Source organism: Pedobacter psychrophilus (assembly GCF_001652725.1).
Lineage (GTDB): Bacteria > Bacteroidota > Bacteroidia > Sphingobacteriales > Sphingobacteriaceae > Pseudopedobacter > Pseudopedobacter psychrophilus.
The window spans coordinates 690,598-713,947 of record NZ_LWHJ01000011.1 but is presented as its reverse complement, the minus strand read 5'-3'; the positions used below and the strand labels follow the sequence as shown (position 1 = coordinate 713,947).

General features: G+C 31.8%; 24 protein-coding genes. 7 read left to right on the top strand and 17 right to left on the bottom strand.

Annotated elements, in window-relative coordinates:
- Positions 1 to 10: 10 nt before the first annotated feature.
- On the bottom strand, positions 11 to 1,057 hold the full coding sequence (locus A5893_RS03560) for a porin (RefSeq protein ID WP_068821156.1): 1,047 nt from the start codon (positions 1,055 to 1,057) through the stop codon (positions 11 to 13).
- A gap of 86 nt (positions 1,058 to 1,143) precedes the next feature.
- On the bottom strand, positions 1,144 to 2,481 hold the full coding sequence (locus A5893_RS03555; protein ID WP_082911299.1) for an ammonium transporter: 1,338 nt from the start codon (positions 2,479 to 2,481) through the stop codon (positions 1,144 to 1,146).
- Positions 2,482 to 2,966: 485 nt separating this feature from the next.
- On the opposite strand from A5893_RS03555, the gene A5893_RS03550 reads away from it, so the two are divergent.
- On the top strand, positions 2,967 to 5,138 hold the full coding sequence (locus A5893_RS03550) for a glutamine synthetase III family protein (protein WP_068821155.1): 2,172 nt from the start codon (positions 2,967 to 2,969) through the stop codon (positions 5,136 to 5,138).
- 65 nt (positions 5,139 to 5,203) lie between these two features.
- Here A5893_RS03550 and selD read toward each other — a convergent pair whose 3' ends face one another.
- From selD to A5893_RS03535, 3 genes are read right to left on the bottom strand one after another with little or no spacing between them, the layout of a single operon-like run.
- A complete protein-coding gene (selD, locus tag A5893_RS03545; protein ID WP_068821154.1) occupies positions 5,204 to 6,247 on the bottom strand; it encodes a selenide, water dikinase SelD in 1,044 nt (347 codons plus the stop codon).
- Positions 6,240 to 7,271 carry a tRNA 2-selenouridine(34) synthase MnmH gene (gene mnmH / locus A5893_RS03540; protein ID WP_068821153.1) on the bottom strand — a complete coding sequence of 344 codons (1,032 nt, stop codon included), beginning with the start codon at positions 7,269 to 7,271 and terminating at the stop codon, positions 6,240 to 6,242. The genes selD and mnmH overlap by 8 nt, the downstream gene beginning before the upstream one ends.
- Positions 7,272 to 7,994, bottom strand: coding sequence for a pyridoxine 5'-phosphate synthase (locus A5893_RS03535; RefSeq protein ID WP_068821152.1), 723 nt, complete (start codon positions 7,992 to 7,994; stop codon positions 7,272 to 7,274).
- Between the two features lie 99 nt (positions 7,995 to 8,093).
- Here A5893_RS03535 and A5893_RS03530 point away from each other — a divergent pair, with 99 nt between their 5' ends.
- Positions 8,094 to 8,906: an SDR family NAD(P)-dependent oxidoreductase gene (locus A5893_RS03530; RefSeq protein WP_068821151.1), complete on the top strand. Its 813-nt coding sequence runs from the start codon at positions 8,094 to 8,096 to the stop codon at positions 8,904 to 8,906.
- Between the two features lie 54 nt (positions 8,907 to 8,960).
- On the opposite strand, the gene A5893_RS03525 is transcribed toward A5893_RS03530, so the two are convergent.
- The 3 genes from A5893_RS03525 to ahcY all read right to left on the bottom strand — a co-directional run bounded on the left by A5893_RS03525 (position 8,961) and on the right by ahcY (position 12,151).
- Positions 8,961 to 9,410: a KTSC domain-containing protein gene (locus tag A5893_RS03525; RefSeq protein ID WP_068821150.1), complete on the bottom strand. Its 450-nt coding sequence runs from the start codon at positions 9,408 to 9,410 to the stop codon at positions 8,961 to 8,963.
- A gap of 165 nt (positions 9,411 to 9,575) precedes the next feature.
- Positions 9,576 to 10,250 (bottom strand): ATP-binding cassette domain-containing protein, encoded by a 675-nt coding sequence (locus A5893_RS03520; RefSeq protein WP_157687403.1) that lies wholly within the window; start codon positions 10,248 to 10,250, stop codon positions 9,576 to 9,578.
- A 584-nt stretch (positions 10,251 to 10,834) separates the two neighbouring features.
- A complete protein-coding gene (gene ahcY, locus A5893_RS03510) occupies positions 10,835 to 12,151 on the bottom strand; it encodes an adenosylhomocysteinase (RefSeq protein ID WP_068821147.1) in 1,317 nt (438 codons plus the stop codon).
- 192 nt (positions 12,152 to 12,343) lie between these two features.
- Here ahcY and A5893_RS03505 point away from each other — a divergent pair, with 192 nt between their 5' ends.
- A complete protein-coding gene (locus A5893_RS03505; protein WP_068821146.1) occupies positions 12,344 to 12,724 on the top strand; it encodes a hypothetical protein in 381 nt (126 codons plus the stop codon).
- A 669-nt stretch (positions 12,725 to 13,393) separates the two neighbouring features.
- Here the strand turns inward: A5893_RS03505 and A5893_RS03500 are convergent.
- From A5893_RS03500 to A5893_RS03465, 9 genes are all read right to left on the bottom strand, one after another.
- A complete protein-coding gene (locus A5893_RS03500) occupies positions 13,394 to 13,642 on the bottom strand; it encodes a hypothetical protein (protein ID WP_157687400.1) in 249 nt (82 codons plus the stop codon).
- 141 nt (positions 13,643 to 13,783) lie between these two features.
- On the bottom strand, positions 13,784 to 14,485 hold the full coding sequence (locus A5893_RS03495; RefSeq protein ID WP_068821144.1) for a hypothetical protein: 702 nt from the start codon (positions 14,483 to 14,485) through the stop codon (positions 13,784 to 13,786).
- Positions 14,486 to 14,554: 69 nt separating this feature from the next.
- Positions 14,555 to 14,701: a hypothetical protein gene (locus A5893_RS17620; protein WP_157687397.1), complete on the bottom strand. Its 147-nt coding sequence runs from the start codon at positions 14,699 to 14,701 to the stop codon at positions 14,555 to 14,557.
- A 302-nt stretch (positions 14,702 to 15,003) separates the two neighbouring features.
- The gene (locus A5893_RS03490; RefSeq protein WP_068821143.1) at positions 15,004 to 15,693 is read right to left on the bottom strand and encodes a hypothetical protein; all 690 of its coding nucleotides are present in this window, start codon (positions 15,691 to 15,693) and stop codon (positions 15,004 to 15,006) included.
- Positions 15,683 to 16,093: a hypothetical protein gene (locus A5893_RS03485; protein WP_068821142.1), complete on the bottom strand. Its 411-nt coding sequence runs from the start codon at positions 16,091 to 16,093 to the stop codon at positions 15,683 to 15,685. Before A5893_RS03485 ends, A5893_RS03490 begins: the two co-directional genes overlap by 11 nt.
- Positions 16,086 to 16,367: a hypothetical protein gene (locus A5893_RS03480; protein ID WP_068821141.1), complete on the bottom strand. Its 282-nt coding sequence runs from the start codon at positions 16,365 to 16,367 to the stop codon at positions 16,086 to 16,088. The genes A5893_RS03485 and A5893_RS03480 overlap by 8 nt, the downstream gene beginning before the upstream one ends.
- The gene (locus tag A5893_RS03475) at positions 16,364 to 16,687 is read right to left on the bottom strand and encodes a MerR family transcriptional regulator (protein ID WP_068821140.1); all 324 of its coding nucleotides are present in this window, start codon (positions 16,685 to 16,687) and stop codon (positions 16,364 to 16,366) included. Before A5893_RS03475 ends, A5893_RS03480 begins: the two co-directional genes overlap by 4 nt.
- 57 nt (positions 16,688 to 16,744) lie before the next feature.
- Positions 16,745 to 17,548, bottom strand: coding sequence for a hypothetical protein (locus tag A5893_RS03470; protein WP_068821139.1), 804 nt, complete (start codon positions 17,546 to 17,548; stop codon positions 16,745 to 16,747).
- Positions 17,549 to 17,646: 98 nt separating this feature from the next.
- Positions 17,647 to 18,810 carry a tyrosine-type recombinase/integrase gene (locus A5893_RS03465; protein ID WP_068821138.1) on the bottom strand — a complete coding sequence of 388 codons (1,164 nt, stop codon included), beginning with the start codon at positions 18,808 to 18,810 and terminating at the stop codon, positions 17,647 to 17,649.
- Between the two features lie 337 nt (positions 18,811 to 19,147).
- Between A5893_RS03465 and A5893_RS03460 the strand changes: the two genes are divergently transcribed.
- The 4 genes from A5893_RS03460 (at position 19,148) to A5893_RS03445 (ending at position 23,222) form a co-directional block, all read left to right on the top strand.
- On the top strand, positions 19,148 to 19,873 hold the full coding sequence (locus tag A5893_RS03460) for a hypothetical protein (protein WP_068821137.1): 726 nt from the start codon (positions 19,148 to 19,150) through the stop codon (positions 19,871 to 19,873).
- 198 nt (positions 19,874 to 20,071) lie between these two features.
- Entirely contained in the window at positions 20,072 to 21,202 is a 1,131-nt protein-coding gene (gene tgt / locus A5893_RS03455; RefSeq protein WP_068821136.1) for a tRNA guanosine(34) transglycosylase Tgt, read from the top strand.
- 19 nt (positions 21,203 to 21,221) lie between these two features.
- Positions 21,222 to 22,316 carry an LptF/LptG family permease gene (locus tag A5893_RS03450; protein WP_198342250.1) on the top strand — a complete coding sequence of 365 codons (1,095 nt, stop codon included), beginning with the start codon at positions 21,222 to 21,224 and terminating at the stop codon, positions 22,314 to 22,316.
- Positions 22,317 to 23,222, top strand: a complete 906-nt coding sequence (locus A5893_RS03445; protein WP_068821135.1) for a DMT family transporter — start codon at positions 22,317 to 22,319, stop codon at positions 23,220 to 23,222.
- Positions 23,223 to 23,350 lie beyond the last annotated feature (128 nt).

The window sequence follows — 23,350 nt, the reverse complement described above, 5'->3', positions numbered from 1 at the left end:
ATTATTTTATTTAGAAAGCATATACAACAGCCAATAAAAATTGAGAAGCTGATTTTGTAGCACTACCATTTTCTTTAAGGAATTGATTTACTGAACCATTATCAAATCTTACCTCAGGAATAAAAGTTAATCCACCAGCTTTCAAATTACCAGATAAAGTAAACGCTGTTACAGATTCACCTGGAACAACTCCTGATAAAGTTAAGCCAGTAGCACCACTTTTAGATTTAAAATATTCTCCTCTTAATCCAAGGCTGAAACCAGAAGTAATACCTTCTTGAAGGTATAAAGCTCCACCAGAATATCCACCATCTGCATCTTCAGATTTACTAAAATCTGCTACGTTTAATCCAACTTTAAATTTTTCTGTAACTTGGTAACCTGTAGTTAAATCTAAAACTGTTCCATAACCTCCGTAAGCGTCTTCACCCGTTAATAAATTTAAATAAGCAGACCAACCTTCTACTGGAGCAACCATTAATTGAGCCCCAAAATTAGAAACTCCATTAGTTGCTGTGTAAGAATTCCAGCCATTAAATAGACCCGCCATTAAACTTACTTTTGGCGAAAAAGCATAAGTTGCTTTAATCCCTGCATTTTGGAAAGGACCGTTAGTAAATAAATAAGATGTAGAATAATTATAATTTCCTACAGGAGAGATAACTTCATATCCTACAAATGTTCCCATATATCCAGCAGTCATGCTAAATTTATCTGAGAAAGCATAACTAGCATATAAATTTTGAATATGGAATGATTGACCTCCAGAACCTGCATTAGGAATTGATTGTCCTTCTCCTCTAGGTCCAAAAGAAACCTCGCCAACAAATGATGCTTTTCCTGTTGTTTTCTTTAATGCAACATCTATCATCCCTAAAGATGCTGAATTCTGGTCAGTTGCAAAACTGGTTCCTATATTAGGTACTTTAGCAAAATCATACTTATAATAAGCATCAACTGAGCCCGAAATGGACAAAGGTGTTGAGGTACTGTCTTGAGCTTTTGAGGTAAAAGTTACCAAAATTGCTGCGGTTAATGTTAATAATACTTTTTTCATTGTTTGTTAATTGTTTAGGATTTATTGTTTATTTAAATTGAAAATTATGCAGACAATCTTATTCAATTATATTGTCTGCATAAATATTAATGAACTGGGATTTCTCCAGTTAAAGAAGTAGTATAAGCATGTACACCATGTTCGTGAACATCTAAACCTTCAGTTTCTTCTTTAGCATCTACTCTTATTCCCATAGTATATTTCATAATAGCGAAAAGTATGAATGATGCAGTGAATGCAGCAGCTCCGTAAACGGCAACTCCTTTTAGTTGAGCAATAAAACTCATGTCTGTACCCCAGATACCAACAGCAAGGGTTCCCCAAACTCCACAAAATAAATGGACTGGTACTGCACCAACTACGTCATCTAGTTTAATTTTTTCTAGAAAGATTACTGCTAAAACAACGATCAAACCTGCAATAAATCCAATATAAATTGATTCCATTGGAGTTACAACATCCGCTCCTGCAGTAATACCAACCAAGCCAGCAAGAATTCCGTTTAAAACCAATCCGTAATCATATGTTTTAAATATTAACGTCGCTAAAATAAAAGATCCAACTGCTCCGGCACATGCTCCTAAAGTAGTATTAGTTAATACTAGAGAAGTTAACGCTGGGTCTGATGATAAAACTGATCCACCGTTAAAACCAAACCATCCTAACCAAAGAATGAATACACCAATTGTTCCTAATGCAAAGTTAGAAGCAGGGAAAGGATTTCCCTTTCCTACGAATCTTCCAATTCTTGGGCCTAATAAGATAATACCAGCTAAAGCACCCCATCCACCAACAGAGTGAACTAAAGTAGAACCTGCAAAATCATGAAATCCCCAAGATGAAACCATACCAGCTCCCCATTGCCAGCTACCACATATTGGATAAACCAAGCCAACAAAGAAAATTGTAAATATTATATAAGCAGAGAACTTAATACGTTCAGCAACAGCTCCAGAAACTATTGTTGCCGTTGTTGCAGCAAACATTGCTTGAAACAAGAAATCTGTATAGTATGGATAACCCGCGTTATATGCTAAAGTTCCTCCACCTTCTGGCTCAGTCAATCCAAAACCTGCAAAACCAAACCATCCTGGTACGTCTCCAAAGCCTGGATACATTAAATTAAATCCTACCAAAGCATATAATAAAATACCAATTACAGGGGTAATAGCATTCTTGAATAAGATATTAACCGTGTTTTTAGTTTGGGAAAACCCTGCTTCTACAGCGGCAAATCCTAAATTCATGATAAATACCAATGCGGCACAAACCATCATCCAAACATTACTAGTATTAAAAAACGCTTCTTTTGCAGCGTCTTCCATTGATACCGCTGCTTGCATCGGTGCAGACATGGCTAGTAGAGGCAATTTAAATTGCAATACTTCTGCAACTTGAGTTGTGATTAAGGACAAATTCTCCATTTTAATTGTTTAGGGTTTAGTTAAAATTAAATTATTGATATTTATTAAGTGATATTATAAATTTTAAAGAAACAAATAACCTCCTTATTTGTAAGCCCTAAAATCAATAAATAATAAAATATCACAAAATAATAAGTAAAAAAGTAAAAATTTTTACCATATATTTAATATAACATAAATTTATTCATGTTATATTATCATATTTTTAATATTAAAGTGCAAATTTTAAATTATCTTCAAACGAAATTCTCACTATTTCATTGTATAATTATATTTTAAAGCATAATTTTTTAGAATTTTTATACCAAAAGTTCATTTTTTAACATAAATTATAAATAATTGGATTTTTTTAATTGAATTCACAACAAAAAAGCTTGTTAATTCAATTATTTTCAAAAATTTTATGATATATCCAATATTTCATACTACTTTTAACCATCTAAACAAGAGTATTTATTTAAGAACAATAAAAAACAACCTAAACAATGTCAACTATTAGATTTCAAGCATTACAGTCTGTATTAGGAAGAATAATTCCTGAAGTAAAAGCACCATCAGCTAAAATTTCTGATTATTATGGTGTTAATGTTTTTGATAAAGTAAAAATGAAGGCTTATATGTCTAAGGAAGCTTTTCAAGCAATTACAAATGCTATCGAAAAAGGAACTCCTATAGAAAGAGATATAGCTGAACATATTGCTTCTTCCATGAAATCATGGGCTTTAAGTAAAGGTGTTACTCATTATACACATTGGTTTCAGCCATTAACTGGCACAACTGCAGAAAAACATGATTCTTTTTTTGAGCCAGCATCTGATGGCTCACCTGTAGAAGTTTTTTCTGGAGGTGCTTTGGTACAACAAGAACCAGATGCATCAAGTTTTCCTAACGGTGGTATAAGAAGTACTTTTGAAGCAAGAGGTTATACCGCTTGGGATCCTTCTTCACCAGCTTTCATATTTGGAAAAACATTATGTATTCCTACTGTATTTGTTTCATATACCGGTGAAGCATTAGATTATAAAGCACCATTGTTAAAAGCTTTGGCAAGTTTAGATAATGCAGCAGTAGATGTTTGCCATTATTTTGATAAGGGAATTACTAAAGTTAATGCGTCTTTAGGTATTGAACAAGAATATTTTTTAGTAGATCTTGCATTATTTAACGCAAGACCTGATATGCTATTGACAGGAAGAGCTTTATTTGGTCATTCCTCTGCCAAAAATCAACAATTAGATGATCATTATTTTGGATCAATCCCTGAAAGAGTGGTTGCCTATATGCAAGATTTTGAAATGGAAGCTTTAAAATTAGGTATTCCATTAAAAACTCGTCATAATGAAGTAGCTCCATCACAATTTGAATGTGCTCCTTTATATGAAGAAATAAATTTAGCTATCGATCATAACCAACTATTGATGGATTTGATGGAAAAGGTAGGTAAGAGACATAATTTTAAGGTTTTATTACATGAAAAACCATATGCAGGTATAAATGGATCTGGTAAACATAATAACTGGTCTTTAATTACTGATACTGGTAAAAATTTATTGGCTCCAGGAAAAACACCTAAAAATAATTTGATGTTCTTAACTTTCTTTGTTAATACCATCAAAGCAGTTTATGAACATTCAGATCTATTAAGAGCTTCTATTGCTTCTGTTAGTAATGATCATAGATTGGGCGCTAATGAAGCACCTCCTGCAATTATTTCTATGTTTTTGGGAAGCCAACTGAATGATGTTTTAGATGAAATAGAAACTTCAAGAATTAGCAAAAAGGCTAAGGAAGATACAATGTGGCATAGCATTCCTAAAATTCCAAGTATTTTATTGGATAATACGGATAGAAACAGGACATCATCATTTGCATTTACCGGAAATAAATTTGAATTAAGGGCCGTTGGATCAGCTGCCAATTCTTCTAACCCTATGACTGTGCTAAACATGATCATGGCAGAACAGTTAATCAAATTTAAAGCAGATGTTGATAAGCTGATTAAGAAAGGTGATAAAAAAGACGTTGCTATTTTAACTGTTCTTAAAAAATATATCAAAGAATCTAAAAACATACGTTTTGAAGGAAACGGATATAGTGATGAATGGACAGAGGAAGCGGAAAAAAGAGGATTATCTAATATTAAAACAACTCCAAAAGCTTTAGATGCTTTAATTTCTGATAAATCTTTAAAATTATTTAAGGACACTCAAGTATTTAGCGATAGAGAAGCTCATGCAAGACATGAAATCCTTTTAGAAGATTATTACAAAAAATTACAAATTGAAGCGAGAGTTATTGGAGAACTAGTTACCAATGTTGTAATCCCAGCTGCTGTTAATTATCAAACTGTTTTGGTAACTAACGTTAAAGGATTAAAAGACATAGGTATGGGAGAAGATGCTTATCCAGCTCAAATGTTGTTAATTAAACAAATTTCAGAGCATATTACATTTATAAAAGAGAATGTGCATGCAATGGTAGAGGAAAGAAAACTTGCAAACGCTATAGAAGATTCAAGAGATAAAGCCATTGCTTATGACGAAAAGGTAAAATCTTATTTCGAGCCAATCCGTTATCATGTAGATAAATTAGAATTAATGGTTGATGATAATATCTGGCCATTGCCTAAGTTTAGAGAATTGTTATTCATTAAATAATAAATTGGTTGTGATAAAAAAAGTCCTTCAGATATAATCTGAAGGACTTTTTTTATGATATTCTATTAACTAACATGAATAAGTTTTTCTCCTTTTTTGTTGGATAAATAACCAAACGAGCGGCAAAATTCTGGTTCGATACCATTGCTTTTTAAAAAGTTTCCAAAATCATCAGAATTTTCTGGTAAAACGGCTATCAATAATCCTCCACTAGTTTGAGGGTCCGCTAAAATATGCTTTTGCCTTTCGGTAATTTCACCAATTTTATGCCCGTAACTTGCCCAATTTCTATTTGTACCTCCTGGAACAGAATTTTGCTCTAAATACTCATCTATAACTCCTAATTTAGGAACTTTATCAAAATCGATTTCCGCTTGTAAATTACTCCCTTCGCACATTTCTGAAAGGTGTCCTAGCAATCCAAAACCTGTAACATCGGTCATTGCTTTTACATAATCTAATTTTCCTACCAACTCTCCAATTCTATTTAATTTCGACATAGAATTTGGAGCTATATCAGCATGCTCAGATTTTAATATTCCTTTTTTTTGAGCGGTAGTTAAAATGCCTACTCCTAAAGCTTTGGTTAAATACAATTTACATCCCGCCACAGCGGTAGAATTTTGTTTTAAGTTTTTAATATCAACAATTCCATTTACCGCCAGTCCAAAAACTGGTTCAGGGCAGTCAATACTGTGCCCACCTGCTAAAGTAATTCCGGCTTCTGCACAAATAGACCTTGCACCTTCTAAAACTTTTTGTGCAACTTCTGGAGCTAGCTTATCTATTGGCCAACCCAAAATTGCAATTGCTAAAACGGGCTTTCCACCCATTGCGTAAACATCCGAAATTGCATTCGCAGACGCGATTCTTCCAAAATCAAAGGCATCATCCACTATTGGCATAAAAAAATCTGTAGTAGAAACTAAAGCGGTTCCATTTCCTAAATCATAAGCCGCTGCATCGTCCCTTGTATCGTTACCAACCAATAAATTTTTATCCGCTTCATACTTTATTCCACTATGTAAAATTTTGTCTAAAACTGATGGTGCTATTTTACATCCACAGCCTGCCCCATGAGAGTATTGGGTAAGTTTAATATTATCCATTTATTTTATTTGTAAATGATATGATTGATTTGGCATTTTCTTTAGGTTCAATTCTTTTAAATTCTAATGTTTTTATTAATTCTTGATTTCTATTGCTCAATCCTTTAATATATGTTTTATCATAATAAACTAAAACTTGATTAATAAAATCCTTCATCCTATTTTCATCTATTGCTTGAAGCGTTAATTTTGTTTCTAGCGGACCCAATCTTTTTGCAATTCCTAAAACTGCATCTTTCAAAAATTCTTTATCTAGGCTCCCATAGTTTTTATTTAAAAAGTCAACCCTTTCTTCTTTAGAAATTTCGATTTTAATGACATCAGAATTTCGCATTTGATCCCAAATAGATTTGGGAATTACTCTCTTACCAATAGTAACACTTTCATCTTCTAACCAAATTCTTTTAGAAACATCCATTTTTTGAAGTTCCATCCCAAATAAATTTTCAAATTGTTCTTGAGATGGCTGTGTCATTCTCCCCATTGAACCAAAAGAAGAACCTTGATGTTGAGCTAAACTTTCTAAATCAATTACTTGCTCACCCATTGTTTTCATCTCATTCAAAATTTCTGTTTTTGCACTTCCTGTAAAACCACTTAAAATTTTAAACTGATAACTATCAGAAAACGATTCAATATTCGCTTTTCTAAATGCTTTATAACCTCCTTTAAGAGTTGAAACTTCAAATCCATATAAGCCAAAAGCCCAGGCCATTGCACCACTCCTCATTCCTCCTCGCCAGCAATGCACTAAAATTTTTTTATTATCTGCTAATTTTTCAACTTCTCTAATAAAATCAGACCATTTATTACCTGTTAGTTCAAAACCTAAAAGAATTGCGGGTTGCTTACCTTTTTGTTTATAGGTTGTGCCGACTAAAACTCTTTCTTCATTTGTAAAAATTGGAATATTTATAGCATCAGGAATATGCCCTTGCACAAATTCTAATGGCGTACGTACATCAATTACTAATGCATCGTTAGCCTTTTCTAAAAAATCTGAAAGGGGAATTTGATTAGACATTTATTTTAATTGATATAGATAGCGCTGTATAGTATTCTCTAATCCTAAATATAAGGCATCTACAATTAATGCATGACCTATGCTAACCTCTAATAATCCTGGTATATTTTGAGCAAAATAATGAAGGTTATGTAAATCTAAATCATGACCCGCATTAATTCCAATTCCCAATTCATTGGCTTTATGCGCAGCAGCAATATATGGTAAAATCGCTTTTTCTCTATTATTTTCAAACTGCTTGGCATAAGCTTCAGTATATAACTCAATCCTATCTGTACCTGTAGTTTTAGCAGCTTCAATCATCTCCACATTTGCATCAACAAAAATAGAAACCCTTATATTTTGTTCTCTAAATTTAGCAATGATATCTTGAAGGTAATTTTGATGTTTGATTGTATCCCAACCATGATTAGAAGTAATTTGACCCAAAACATCTGGTACCAAAGTAACTTGTGCAGGTTTATTTTTTAAAACTAACTCTACAAATTTTTCTTCTTCACAGTTTCCTTCGATGTTAAATTCTGTTTGGATTTTGTCTTTTAAATCAAAAACATCCTGATATCTAATATGACGCTCATCAGGTCGAGGATGAACTGTAATTCCTTGTGCTCCAAACCGCTCGCAATCTAATGCAGTTTTCACTAAATTAGGATTATTACCACCACGCGAATTACGTAAAGTGGCAATTTTATTTATGTTGACGGATAATTTTGCTTGTGACATATACAAATATATTAAAGCAAAATATCTTCCTATTGTTTGCCTTAAATAAATGAGCTTCAGCTGGCATTATTTATGGTTTAAATAATTAAATATTGTAACATGGATTTAGGAATTAAAAATAAGATAGCATTAATCACAGGTGCAGATTCTGGAATAGGATTAGAAACCGCAAAAATATTAGCATCTGAAGGTGTAATAATTATTTTGTCTGATATTAAGGAAAAGGATTTAGAAAATGCTAAAAAAGAATTATTAAAGTCCGTTTCTGATGCGAAAGTCTATTTATTACCATTAGATCTAAGTGATCCTGTAAAAGTAGACGAAGCTTCAGAAAAAGTTAAAAAGGATTGGGGAGGTATTGATATTTTAGTGAATTGTGCTGGTGCAAGAGGTGCTGCAGGAGATTTCATGACACTTTCTGATGCTGATTGGATGAAAACTATAGATATTGATTTAATGGGGGCAGTAAGATTATGTCGAGCATTTCTACCTCAATTATTAGATAAAAAATGGGGTCGTGTGGTAACTATTGCTTCTGAAAATGCTTTTCAACCTTATATTGAAGAAAGCCCGTATAATGCTTGTAAAGCTGCAATTATTAATCTAACGAAATGTTTATCTAGGGCTTACTCTAAAGATAATTTGCTGTTTAATTGCGTTTCTCCGGCTTTTATAGAAACACCAATGACGGATGCAATGATGGAAGAATTAGCAGAGAAAAGAAACTCGACAATAAAAGAGGCCGTTGATTATTTCCTAAAAAACGATAGGCCACATATTGCAGTAAAAAGAAGAGGAAGGCCAGAAGAAGTAGCATCGGTGATTGCTTTCTTATGTTCTGATAAAGCAAGTTACGTTAATGGAAGTAATTACCGCGTTGATGGCGGAGCAGTTGAATCTGCTTTTGGATAAAAAAAAGGGATAATCAAAATTTGATTATCCCTTTTTTGTAGTTTATTAAGTGAACTAAGCGGTTGTAGCAACTAACCTACTTGTACTTCTATAAACATAAGAAGTGAAAATATGCCTTCTCGCAAATCTTCCTCTTGAATCTGCGTTTACTAATTTTACATATACAGCTCTTGGTACATCAAAATATTCATAAGTGTTACCGTCTAAAAACTCAACAGTTAAAACTTGAGATTTAAAATCAAAATCTTGAATATTAGAATTTGTAGTGGTTTCTGTGTAAGCTGCTAAATTTTGATCACGAGTTTCTGGAGCTATACTTACTAGAAAATGATAAGCCTCAATCATATTTTTGCTAGTATGTTCCGCTTCAGTACGTTCTTCGCCTTCAGGAAATTTATCTGGATGATAAGTTTTCATTAAACTTCTATATACTGACTTCAACTCTGCTAAAGTAGCTTTTTCAGTCACTTCCAATAATTTTCTATAATCAACAATTTTCTTCATAATATTATAAATTACTGTTGACTAGCCACTTATTTGAATTAGTCAAAATAATTTGGCGCAAAGGTAGGGTTTTTAATCTTTGATAAAAAACGATTTTAATTATAGATTTTAAAAAGGCAACATTATCATTAAGAATATTTAAAATGTAACTATGCTTAATTCCTCTTATTTGATCATATTTATATTAAGATTAGCATAGCCTAAATACTGAATTTCAATTATATCTTTTATAAGGTGAGTTTTGCCGTTAGCCAAAACATAAATATCATCACTAATATTTAATACATGTTGATACATGTGATCTGTTATCAAAAAACCTTTGTTTGTTTTTTCTTCAAGAATAAATTGTTTCACTTCTTCTATTTGAATTGGGCTTAAATGCGAGAAAGGTTCATCTAGGATAACAAATTGCGTTTTAGATTTAGATATGATATAAATCTCTACGATTCTTCGTTGTCCGCCTGATAAACTTTGAAAAGACGATTTATATTTAGACTTATAAAATGGAAACCGATTTTCAAAATCTTTAAAATCCAATTCATAATCTTTAAATATTCTTTTTAAGCTAAGGCTTCCTGGAATAAAATTAAACTGAGGTAAATACATTAGCAACTCAGGCTTTTTATAAGCCTTAAAGTTTGTTTCACCATTAAATCGGACAGATTTAGAATTACAATTAAGATTGCCGTAAATGATATTCATTAAGCTAGTTTTGCCATTTCCATTTCGCCCTAATAACCCGATTATTTTATCAGTTTCACATTTTAAATAAACATCTGATAATATTCTACGATTACCGAATTCTAGAAAAACACTGTCAACTTCCAGTTTATTTTTCACATGCGATATTTTAGGAGAAAACTAAAAAAGCTGAATTTTTGAGATTGGCTTATCAGAATTACAAAAAAGAAAAAATCTAAGCTGTATGCAAAAAACCATAGTTTTAGTTTTCCTATTCCTAAATTTTGATAGTAAAATAATTCTTTCCTTTTATAACTGTTTATAAATGAGTAGATGATTAACATAGTGGCAATTTTATACCAAAAAATCATGGTGAAGGCTTCCATTCCCCAAACAAATAATAAGGCTGAGCTTGCTATGGATATTAATAATGGTGCTAAGAAAAAGCCTTTATAAAAATTAAATAGCAAGCGTATTTTTTTCATTTCTTACATTCACGATATGAATATCAAGATAAATATAAAATAATATTAATAACGTTAAAGGATGTTAAATAAACCGGATGGAAGCATTTGTTAGAGCTCTTTTTAAAGCTTTTGAAAAAAGTTTTAAAAAAGCGAGTGTGGACAGCCGGACTATCGGAAATAATTGACCACAAGCCTTGCTTTTCTAAAACAAAAAAACCGCTCTGAAATAAATCAGAACGGTCTTGAATCTTAATTCTAGCTTCTTATTTCTAAAAATTAGTAACGGTAAGAATCAGATTTAAAAGGACCTTCTACAGTTACACCAATGTATTCTGCTTGATCGTTTCTTAATTCTTCTAATTCTACACCAATTTTAGCTAAATGTAAACGGGCAACTTTCTCATCTAAAGTTTTTGGCAATACGTAAACTTGGTTTTCGTAAGCGCCAGAATTAGACCAAAGCTCCATTTGTGCTAAAGTTTGGTTTGTGAAAGAGTTAGACATTACAAAAGATGGGTGACCGGTTGCACAACCTAAGTTTACTAATCTACCTTCTGCTAAAACGATTACATCGCTTCCGTTGATTGTATATTTATCAACCTGAGGTTTAATTTCTATTTTAGACGCACCGTGAGTTTTGTTTAACCACGCCATATCAATCTCGTTATCAAAGTGACCAATGTTACAAACGATAGCTTTGTCTTTTAAAGCCTCAAAATGCTCGCCTCTAACAATGTCTTTATTACCAGTTGCCGTAACTACAATGTCAGCTTCTTTAATAGCAGTATTTAATTTCTTTACTTCATAACCTTCCATAGCAGCTTGTAAAGCACAAATTGGATCAATTTCAGTAACAATAACCCTAACTCCTGCTCTAGCTAAAGATTCTGCAGAACCTTTACCAACATCGCCGTAACCACAAACAACAGCTACTTTTCCAGCCATCATTACGTCAGTTGCTCTACGAATTGCATCAACTAAAGACTCACGACATCCGTATTTGTTATCAAATTTAGATTTAGTAACCGAATCATTAATGTTGATTGCAGGCATTGGTAAAGTTCCTTTTTTAACACGATCGTGTAAGCGAAGAACGCCAGTTGTAGTTTCTTCAGAGATTCCTTTAATACCAGCAGCTAACTCTGGGTATCTGTCTAAAACCATGTTGGTTAAATCGCCACCATCATCTAAAATCATGTTTAATGGCTCACGGTTTTCACCGAAGAATAAAGTTTGCTCAATACACCAATCAAATTCCTCTTCGTTTAAGCCTTTCCAAGCATAAACAGGAACTCCAGCAGCAGCAATTGCAGCAGCAGCATGATCTTGTGTTGAAAAAATATTACATGATGACCAAGTAACATCAGCTCCTAATGCAGTTAACGTTTCAATTAAAACCGCGGTTTGAATAGTCATGTGTAAACATCCTGCAATTCTAGCTCCTTTAAGCGGTTGACTTTCGCCAAACTCTGCTCTAAGTGCCATTAAACCTGGCATTTCTGCTTCGGCTAATTCAATTTCTTTTCTTCCCCATTCTGCAAGGGAAATGTCCTTCACTTTGTAAGGTACGTAAGTTGTCTCTACTGATGACATAGTTTTTGTTTTTATTTATTTGTAAATCAATTAGTTATGAGTAGTTTTTAGAGGTATGCGCACATAAATGTGCAAACACTTTGCCCCCTCTCTAATCATTTATAGATACAAAAGTAATTAAATTAAAATTGTTTTCTTTTTTATTGATTATTAATATAAATTGAACTTTATAACTCTAAATCACAAATAATCATGAAGAAAATTTTATCCATTACATTATTAGCTTGTTTGGTTTTAACCTTATTTAGCTGTTCAAAGAAAGATGACACCACCAGCACATCTGTTTATCAGGGAAATTGGATCGGTACTTATTCAGGTAACAATGATAGGGGCGTATTTTCAATAGTTGTAAGTTCAACTGGTTCTATTTCGGGAAATACCACCTCTACTCCTTACAGTCAAAGTTTTGATGTTAAGGGTTCAGTTTCCAATAGTGGACAGTTTACCGCAACCGCTGGCAGTTCTAGTTCAGGATCAACATTTACAGGGCAAATGTCATCAACAACCGCAACTGGAACGTGGTCTAACACATCTCTAGGTTTTAGCGGTACTTGGACTGGTAGTAAAAAATAGATTTAATAGCCTTAGCATTTGTTAAGGCTATTTTTTTTTTAAAAATCCTATCCCTTTTTATAGGGTTCGGTTATTTCGGATATTTCTTATCATTTCTAGGGTTCGATTTGAATGTCGAGCTGTTGTAGTTTTTCTGATATTTCGGATAAAGTCTTTTAAACCATGTATGTGATTTTCTCACACATGGTTTTTATCATAACGGAATTCCGATATACATGTCAAAGTGTGATTTCTCACTTTGGATAATTTCCTAATAGGCTAATATGCTTATCACTAATTTAAGCAGTAGGCTAATATGCCTACTGACTGATTTAGTGGAAGTTAAGAATGGCGGTGATAATCGTGGAACATGGTTTTCAAGAACATCAAGACTTTGTTTTGATATTTAAAACTTTGATAGTTTATATTTTTATACGGTTACTGTATAATTTTATTCAATTACCGTATATTTTAAATGGGCTGTTTTTTGCCTATTTAAATCATTGAGGGTTTTAAATACACCAATTTTGGGGTGTTTAAATTGTCATTTGATGAAGTTATCAAACCCCCGTTTCATATTGTAAATATTGCATTAAGCTTAAGCCGTTACAGAAATATACGCCCTAAATTTGAGGAGAATAAAAAAAGGTTGCGCCCGATTTGTAAGCTTTGCGCCCAGCTTTTAATTATTTATCCTAATAAGTCTAAAAGAATACTAGTTTTAGGTACATTATAAAATTTATTGTAATTACCGTTACGTTCTAAAAGCAACCTTTCGCCAGTTTCGGTGTTCAATATTATACAATATCTAAGACCTGTTAATGTTTGAACTACCTTTGAATGTTTGAAAGTCCTAACAATACCTTGTTCTTTTATAGTTTTAGCACCTCTATCAATAAACCCGTTTAATAATGCTTTCTCTTTTTTTATAAGTCTCATAATGCTGTTTTTAGTTGTTTGTTGAACAAATATAAAACATAACATATTGATAAACAAATAGTTAATATACTGTTACCGTATAATTTGGATTTTTCGGGGCTTAACTTTTTGATAACTAGCACTTAACTTTTTTAAATTATTTTAAATTATTTTTTGACTATTTCTTTGCATTACATCTAATTGCCATCTTAACATATTATTATCTACTTCAAACCCGTTTTCTGTTTGCTTTATAAGATGATTAACGTAGTTAATTTTAACATCCTTCCATCCGCTGCGATCTATAAAACCTATCTCCCTTGCAAGCTCATAGGTATCTGTCATGGCTTTTGCAGTCTTAATTAAACGCTCATAGATTAACCTTTCTGTAGGGCTGTTTAATGATACCGTTAAGCCTAACAATATTTCGGTTTTAGTTTCTTCACTTATCTCAAATTTACCATCTATAAAACTGATTTGCGTTAAGTCTAAACGCAACCTATTGATATTTAATTTGTCAACATAAACACGATGTAATTGATCTATTAAATTTCCTAATTCAATTAATGGTAGCTGCCAATCTTTTAAATTGATTTTTCGCATACTGTCAGACCTTATGCCAGCACTATCCAGCTGATCGTTCAAGGTCTTCAAATACTCTCTTTCTAAGCAATCGGTGTTTGAATACTTAATCTTATCCCATACTTGAGCATTTAAAGCCCCTAGACCTAATTTCTCATAGTCCTCTACTACTTTGTCAAGTATTGGACTAAATAGGCTGTAATCGCTTAGTATTGCGTTATAAGTTATTAAGTCCTGTGATAATGTTTTAGGCTCGTTCATTTTTACTACTGATTTTCTCATTTTAAAATTTTCTTTTGATGTTACATTTATTACCTAATGGCATATTTCATTTATTAATTAATGGTTGCTTTATAGGTTGTCAAAAACAGCTTCTACCTCTTCATCTGTTGCCGGCTTTTGGCTTTCCAATCTCTCCTGGTCTTGAAGCTCGGTTAAATTTTCTTTCATTGCTTCGATTTCTTCATTCAATTTTTTGATTCTTTCTTTTGTTGTCATGATCTGCTTTTTTAAGTGTTAATAATTAATTTTCTTTTTCTTTTTTTCGGCGGGCTTTTTTTCTTTTCTTTTTAAGGTTTGTATCTACTGTCTCAATTCTTTGAAAAAAAAATAAACACTCCCCTAAAAGATATTTCTAATAGATATTACTAAAAGATATTACTAAAAGATATTTCTATAGCTGCTTACTTTGTGTTGATGTCATTGCTGTTAAGTTGTTGTGCTGTTTTAAATTTCCTTACTATAGCTGTCTATTTTTGATGTCTTACTATAGGTGCTTAAAAATCCCTTACTATAGGTGCTTATTTTAAATTTTGCTTTACACTTTTAATAATTTGCATCCTTTCTTCATTAGCTTTTTTGTCTAAATATTTTTTTCGTTTTAATTCAGCTTGCATTACTAATGATTCAAATGATATATCAAATGAGAAATAAAAACCTCTAGTTTGTTGACTGTAATATTTAAGCCCCCAGCTTCTTTCTAATTCTTTTTTGATCTTGTCTAATTGATACCGATTTGAATATTTTTTGATTCTATCCGGTATACCTTCATCTAATTCATCAACCTTGGCAAATCCTGCCATTCTAGCTAATAGAAAATCATTCCCACACTTATGATAGGGTTTACTACCAAGTATGCTTCTAAGGGCGCAATAAGCAACAAAAAGGGCTATATCAAAATCACTTTTAAATTGATCCCTAAACTCAAATGCTAAATCTCTTTTGATGCCAGTTTTTACCCTGTGGTTATTGATTTCAGAAAACAGTTCTTTAGCTCTTTCAAGTGATGATTTCCAGTTTGGATTATTAATACCCAAATAATCAAAAACATGTTTAATCTTGACTTCATCATCCCCAAACTCTAACTTTAAAAAGAGATTATAAATAGAATATGAAATAATATTATCGCAGGTTTTATGAATATCATCAATTGCATCTTTGATTATTTCTATAGGGAAATTAAAATAACTAATGTTTTTATCATTTGCCATTGTTAGCCCCTTTCTTTAAAACCTGTATCCACTCATAAAAGCCCTGAAAGTCCTTTGCTATAAAATACCGCCCTTTGGCTTGTTCAATCTCGATACAAATCTCATATTGTGCCTGTCTCATTGTATCCTTCCCACTCTTGACCTCAATTCCAATAAAGCGTCCGCTTAAACAGGCTACCACATCTGGAAACCCATTTTTAATTTTGGACGGCACAAACCTGTTAAGCTCTTTATTAAAAAAACCCCTGTTATCAATTTCAGAACAGAAACCGCCTATGTGGTTAACATAAAGCATTACACACTTAGTAATCCCCTGTGAGGTTCTATCTTCTAAAGTCTTTTGATTGGTAATATTTCTAAGCCAAACAACTGCAGGTGGTGCGCTGTATCTCTTAGTCATTCCGTTTTAGTTTTAGGCTATCAGAGAAATAGAAATGCTGTACAGTTTTGCCAGTTGTGCCACATGGTGCATATTTTGCTATCTGTAGCGTTTTAGACTTGTAAACTAAGTCATGCAAGCAACGGCACAAATTTCCAATTTCTAAGCCTGAAAGCTCATTAAATTGTCGCCTTGTTAGCGGCTTCTTTGAGATTAGCAAAGCTTTGTAAACGGCTTTGTTTTCGCTACCTTTGGGATTGTTGATTTTTTGGTTTGGATTGTTTGGAGTAATCATGGTTTGGTTACTCCCTTCTTTTTATCAAAAAACTTATCATTATCTAGTTTCCCAGAAATCCAGTTTTCTAAATACTCTCTCTCGAAATAATGTCTACTTCCTTTTTTAATTGATTTTAGATTGCCTAGTGAGATTTGAACCCTTAAAGCGTTCGGGCTTTTACTGACAATCTTTGCACCCTCGTTGATGTTAACGTACTTTGGGAGTGATGCGGTTTTTACGGCTGGTATCTGTGCAATCTCGTTTCTTAGTTCCCTAATTTCATCAAGAATTTTGCCCAAGTAAAGCGGTGCATTTGAATGATTTACTATAGTTTCCATTGTGTTATTATTTGATTAACACAATGGTAAAAATGGCATTTAATGGCAAAAACTTATTTAGCCATCAATTATATGATTATCTATTTTCATTAAATATTCTCTCGATTTATATCTAGTTCTTTCTACTTTAGAGCCAGAATTTAAGGCATTAATGTTATTTAAAACATCTGTTTTTTCTAGTTTCATAATTTCACTAATGATATTAGCTAGTTCTTTTGATACACCTTTTGCAAATTTTAAATTTACATGCTGAATAAAATCAAAATATTGAAGTGTTGCAATCTGTAATGAGCAATTTCTAATAGCTAAAAGTTCAAATATTTTATTTTTGTTTTTAAAATTATTGACTTTATCTAGCTCCATAAATCCGTATTTACTTAGCTCAATTCTTAATCTTTGGGGTTCGGTTATTAATGGAACACTATCAAAAAAATGATTTAATTCATTGAGTAATCTATTTAAATTGATTTTCACTTTGTTTATAAATCCATCAACTTGTAAGAAAACCAAACTTAAATCACTATCGAGATCAATTTCGGTTTCATTCGATTCTATCCCATTAAGTTGATTAAATGTTTTATGCGAAAATATAAAACGAAATTTACCGGCTATTCGCTTTCTTAATTCTTGATTATTTACATCAATATTTTCAATCTCGTTAATTACATCTCTCAATAAACTATCTAATTTATCTATGGAATGTGTTTTTAACAAGCTTTTATAAGATTTTAATCTAAAATCAAGTTCAGTATTAAGATCACATGCAAGGTTTGGATTATACTCTTTAAATGAGATTAATCCATCTTGGTAACCAAAAATAAAATGTTTTAGTATAAATATTAATTCATTAGTCTTTTGCATGGCTTAAGCTTTCTTTAAAAGTTTAGCTGTGTAACGTTCTTCACTGTCTTTAGTGAATTGACTAAGATAAATTTGAGTAGTGCCTAAATCCGAATGTCCTAACTTTGACTTATAAATGCCAAAGGTGCTTCACTTTGCATTAAGATATTTGAGAATGAATGTCTTGCGTAATAAGTAGAAATAGTTTGAGGTATATCTAATTTCTTAGCGATAATCTTTAAAGCTTGGTTAATACTCGTAACTGCACATCTTAAAGCCTTGTTAGCTTCTATTTTATTCATGCCGGGATTAAGCACATTAAAAACATAATCGTTACCTATTACCCTTTGCGAGTGCCTATCAATGATCGCTTTTAAATCTTCATTAAGCAATACAGTTATTAAGTCGCTTTTTTTGTGGGCTGTTTTTTGCCTAATGAAAGTAAATCTATCTTTATCAAAGTTTGAAAATTTAAGCTTGAAAATATCCGCTAGGTTCATGCCGCTTGCCAAATAAGAAAACAGAAATATATCTTTTGCAAACTTTTGAGTTTCTGATGTTGCATCAAAATTATAAACCTGCATTATCTCTTCGATAGTTAACGGTCTTTTTGAGTTTTTTGATTTTGGTATAGAGTACAGACCATCATCTTTTTTGCCAAATGGATATTTCGCTTTGCTAAATTCTGATGTTTTAATTATTTCGTTGATAACTGCCTTAGTTCGCACCATGTACATGCCTATGGTTGTTAGGCTTAATTTTTTGTATTCTTTATTATTTGCCCACGTCTCAACATCTTTTAAAAGCTTTGAGTTTACATTCTTTGTAAGAATTTCATTTGTATTTAGAACAGATTGAGCATAATCTAAAAACATTTGCGAAGCTTGTTTATAAAGATTTGAACTAGATATTTGATTTTTTGCCAGTAACTCAACTGATTTACATTTTAACAGATCAATAATATCATTTCTATTGCCCTTTGCGCTAAACCTTGTTTTAAATGCCTTAAAACTGAACGGCTCTAATTCTTTTATGATTTCGTAGGCTCTGCTCAATTCTAGTTTTAAATCTTTACTTGCTGCTTTAAATTCAGATGTTAAATTCTTGCCACTTTGTATAGCTTCAAAGGTTTCATCAACCTTGCCTTTTTTAGTGTAATTAGGAACAGAATAATTTGTGGTGAAATAAATTGATTTTCTGTTTTCGGTAACCCTTAACCTGATTTTAAAATTGCCGTTCGCTAAAACCCTACGCTTATCTAAAAATAAATATACACTTGCCATACCCAAATATAAGCATGTGCACACACATGTGCAAACATTTTTTAAATAATAGCAAATATTTATAAATGTGTAATCTTTTAATGAAGGCTTTAAAGAGGTTTTTTAATGGTTGTGAATAGGTTTTTGGTAGTATTTAATAGTTAACTATATCACTACTGATGACATAGTTATTTATTTTAGTGAGCTGCAAAGGTAAGGAATAGGTGTATGAATTTCAAACGGTTATGGTAAAGTAAATGTTAAGAATTGAAGATATTAGTAGAAATATTAATGTTTATGTTTATAAGATTTGAAGTTTTATAAACTTAAATTAAAAATTACACTAAACTATTGAATAATGAAGGGTAAGTACACACTTTTGAATAATGGATCAGTTATAAAAATTCTAAATCCAGAGAGACGTCATGTAATTTTGGATTTAGAATTTACAAATTTTGACTTAGAAACTGATAAGTCACTCTTTAATCATGAGATTGCAAAACAACACTTAGGATATCTTTTAATTAGAGAGGATATGAAAGTCGTTTTGTCATCAGCTAAAGAATTAAAAACTAATAACCTATTATCTGATTTACTTAAGGAAGCATTATCAAGCCATATTTCAATTTTGTATGGAAAATGTTTCTCAGAAGCGAAAAAGAGACGTGTGGTTTTAGAACATGATATTGTTAATAAATTTGACAATGAACTTAAAACGCTTCACAATAAATTAATTGAAATTAGGAATACTCAAATTGCGCATGCTGGATCAGAGATTTATTCAAAATCTCATTTGATGTTTAGTTTTGACGAATCAAGCAAAAGTAGTTTATATTTATCTTCTTTAGAATTTCAAAGTTTCAATTACAACCTTGAATTACTTGAAAAGCTTGTAATAAAATTAATAGAAACAATAGAATTAAAAATTGAAGAAAGCTTTAAAGCGTTAAAAAGGGAGATGTCAAAAGACAATATCAAAAATGAAATTTTTAATAATTCATTTTATATTGATAAGAAATTTTTAAAAGACTTTGATCAAATAAAGAATTCAAGAATCATTTTAAATCGAAATAATAAGATTTAGCCAAAAACCCGATTAATTTAGAATATCCTTTTAAATAATATCCAAATAAAAATATTAATATTTATCTGAACCCATAACAAAGAATTCTGTCCAATAAAATTTTTAATCAACAACTGCATTTATCTAGCTTATGTTGCAGGATGTCCCCCGTTACCCAAATTTTGTTAATTTTGCACCCTCAAAGAATTTTTATTTTAAATGGAGTTTAAGTTAGCAAAAAAAGACCCTCATTCTAAAGCGAGGGCGGGCGAAATCACAACGGATCACGGGAAAATACAAACTCCAATTTTTATGCCCGTAGGTACTGCAGCAACTGTTAAAGCGGTGCATCAGCGTGAATTGGCTGAGGATATCAAAGCTCAAATTATATTAGGAAATACTTATCATTTATATTTACGCCCGGGTTTAGAAACTATAAAACTAGCAGGTGGATTACATAAATTTAATGGCTGGGATAAACCAATTTTAACAGATAGTGGCGGTTATCAAGTCTATTCTTTAACCGAAGTAAGAAAAATTAAGGAAGAAGGAGTAACATTTAAATCCCATATTGATGGTTCTAAACATTTGTTTACTCCTGAAAATGTGATGGATATTCAAAGGGTTATTGGTGCAGATATCATTATGGCTTTTGATGAATGTACGCCTTATCCATGCGATTATCATTACGCAAGACGCTCCATTGATATGACGCACAGGTGGTTAAAACGTTGTATCAAACGTTTTGATGAAACCGTACCTCACTATGGATATTCGCAAACTTTATTTCCAATTGTACAAGGTTCTGTTTATAAAGATTTAAGAATTAAATCTGCCGAATTTATTGCAGCACAAAATCAACAAGGAAATGCCATTGGCGGACTTTCCGTAGGCGAACCAGCAGAAGAAATGTATGCCATGACGGAAGTGGTTTGTAATATTTTACCAGAAGAAAAACCAAGATATTTAATGGGCGTTGGTACGCCAATTAATTTATTAGAAAACATTGCTTTGGGAATTGATATGTTTGATTGTGTAATGCCTACAAGAAATGGTAGAAACGGAATGCTTTTTACAAGAAATGGCATCATTAACATCAAAAATGAAAAATGGAAAAATGATTTTTCTCCAATAGATGCAGAAAGTGATCTTTTCTCTGATTTGAATTATTCTAAGGCGTATTTAAGGCATTTAATACATTCTAAAGAGATATTAGGAGCTCAAATTGCCTCTTTACATAATTTACACTTTTACGTTTGGTTAGTAGGCCAAGCCAGAGAGAAAATAATAAATGGTGATTTTTACGACTGGAAAAATAAAATGGTACAGGTTTTAGGTGTTAAATTGTAATTTGGTTTTTTCTGAATAAATGAAATTTTTAGACCGATATATTAAAATAATTGATTGGTATATAATCAAGAAATACTTAGGTACTTATATTTTTACCTTGGCTATTTTTACGGTAATTTCTGTTGTTTTTGATATATCAGAAAAGTTAGATGATTTTTTAAAAGGCAGTGCCACTCAAAGTCAAATCATTTTTCAATATTACGGTGGTTTTATTCCATTTTATTTAAACTTTTTATCTCCCTTAATCAACTTTATAGCTGTTATTTTTTTTACAGCAAAAATGGCAGATCAAACTGAGATTGTGCCTATTTTATGTGGAAAAGCCAGCTTCAATCGGTTTTTAAGACCTTATTTTATTGCTTCTACCTTAATATTTATTACCAGCATGATTTTTAATCAATTGGTTATTCCAGAGACTAATCGGTTGATGACAAATTTTACCAATACCTATTTAAAAGATAGCAATACCTCCAGAACTAATGTCCATATAAAATTAGATAACTCTACCTATGTTTACATGGAATCCTTTGAAAATAGGTCTAATACAGGTTATAGGTTCTCTTTAGAAAGTTTTGAGAAGGATGAATTAAAGTCGAAATTAATGGCTGACAGGATTTCATGGGATTCTGTAGGTAAAAAATGGAAAATTTATAATTATACCATTAGATATGTAAATGGATTAAAGGAAAATATGGTTAGTGGAACTGAAAAAGATACTACTTTAGATATGCGTCCCATTGATTTCGACCTTAGAGATAATATTTACTCGGCAATGAATTACAGGGAGTTGAACGAGAAAATTGAAAAAGAGAAGATAAGAGGTTCTGGCATTATGGTAAATTTAGAGTTAGAGAAATATAAGCGTTGGACTTACCCATTCTCCACTTATGTTCTAACACTTATAGGTGTTGCTTTATCCTCTAGAAAAGTGCGTGGTGGTGTTGGTTTACCTTTAGGAATTGGAATTGGTTTAAGCTTCTTATACATCCTCTTGATACAATTTTCTAATGTATTTGCCTTAAAGGGCGGTTTACCACCAATCATTGCTGTTATTATTCCCAACCTTATCTTTGGTACCATTGGAGTTATTTTAGCGATTAAAGCCCCTAAATAAATGAAATTAAATCTTAAGAGCAACTTGCTCATTCTGCACCTAACAGTTATTGTATGGGGATTTACTGGTATTCTTGGCGCTCTAATCACCATCAACGAAACTCACCTGGTTTGGTACCGAGTTTTGATCGCTTTTGTCTCTCTATTCATTTATTTTAAATGGACAAAAAAGGATATTAAGATCAGTAGAAATGTGTTTTTAAAACTGTTTTTTACTGGTGCAATTGTAGGTTTGCACTGGATACTATTCTTTGGAGCAATTAAGAATTCTACGGTTTCCGTAGCGATGGTTTGTCTCTCATCATTAACCCTATTTACTGCCATATTAGAACCTATCTTAAACAAGACAAAAATCTCCAAACTGGAGGTAATTGTGGGGGTATTAATCATCTTCGGGATTTACCTTATTTTTAAATTTGAGACCCAATATAAAGTAGGTATTATTATGGGTTTATCAAGTGCTTTGTGTGCCAGTTTATTCTCTATTATTAATGCTAAACAAGCTAAAAACAGACCGGCTACCATCATCAGTTTTTACGAATTATTGGGTGCTTTTTTTTGGATAAGTATTTATCTTTTCATCATCGGAGGATTCAATTCTTCTATGAAATTGATTCCGTTAGATCTAATATATTTATTGATTTTAGGAACAATCTGCACATCGGTTGCTTATGTTGCAGGTGTATCTGTCATGAAAGAATTAAGTGCTTTTAGAGTTGCATTAATCACCAATTTAGAACCCGTTTATGCTATTGTTTTAGCCTTGATTATTTTCGGAAAAGTTGAGAAAATGACCAATGGATTTTATCTTGGAGCAGCCGTTATTTTAGGAGCAATCTTCTTATTTCCTGTTGTAAAGAAAAAGATTGAAAACAGGAAAATCACCAAAATAACTCCTTTGGTTTAATCAAAATCTTCCTCAAAATTACCTGATAGTCTTTAATTATGATGGCTAACTTTTTATAAAATTTAGCCAAATGGCATACAAAAATCCCTTTTTGTATTTACTAATTACTTAAAAATTTACGACATAAA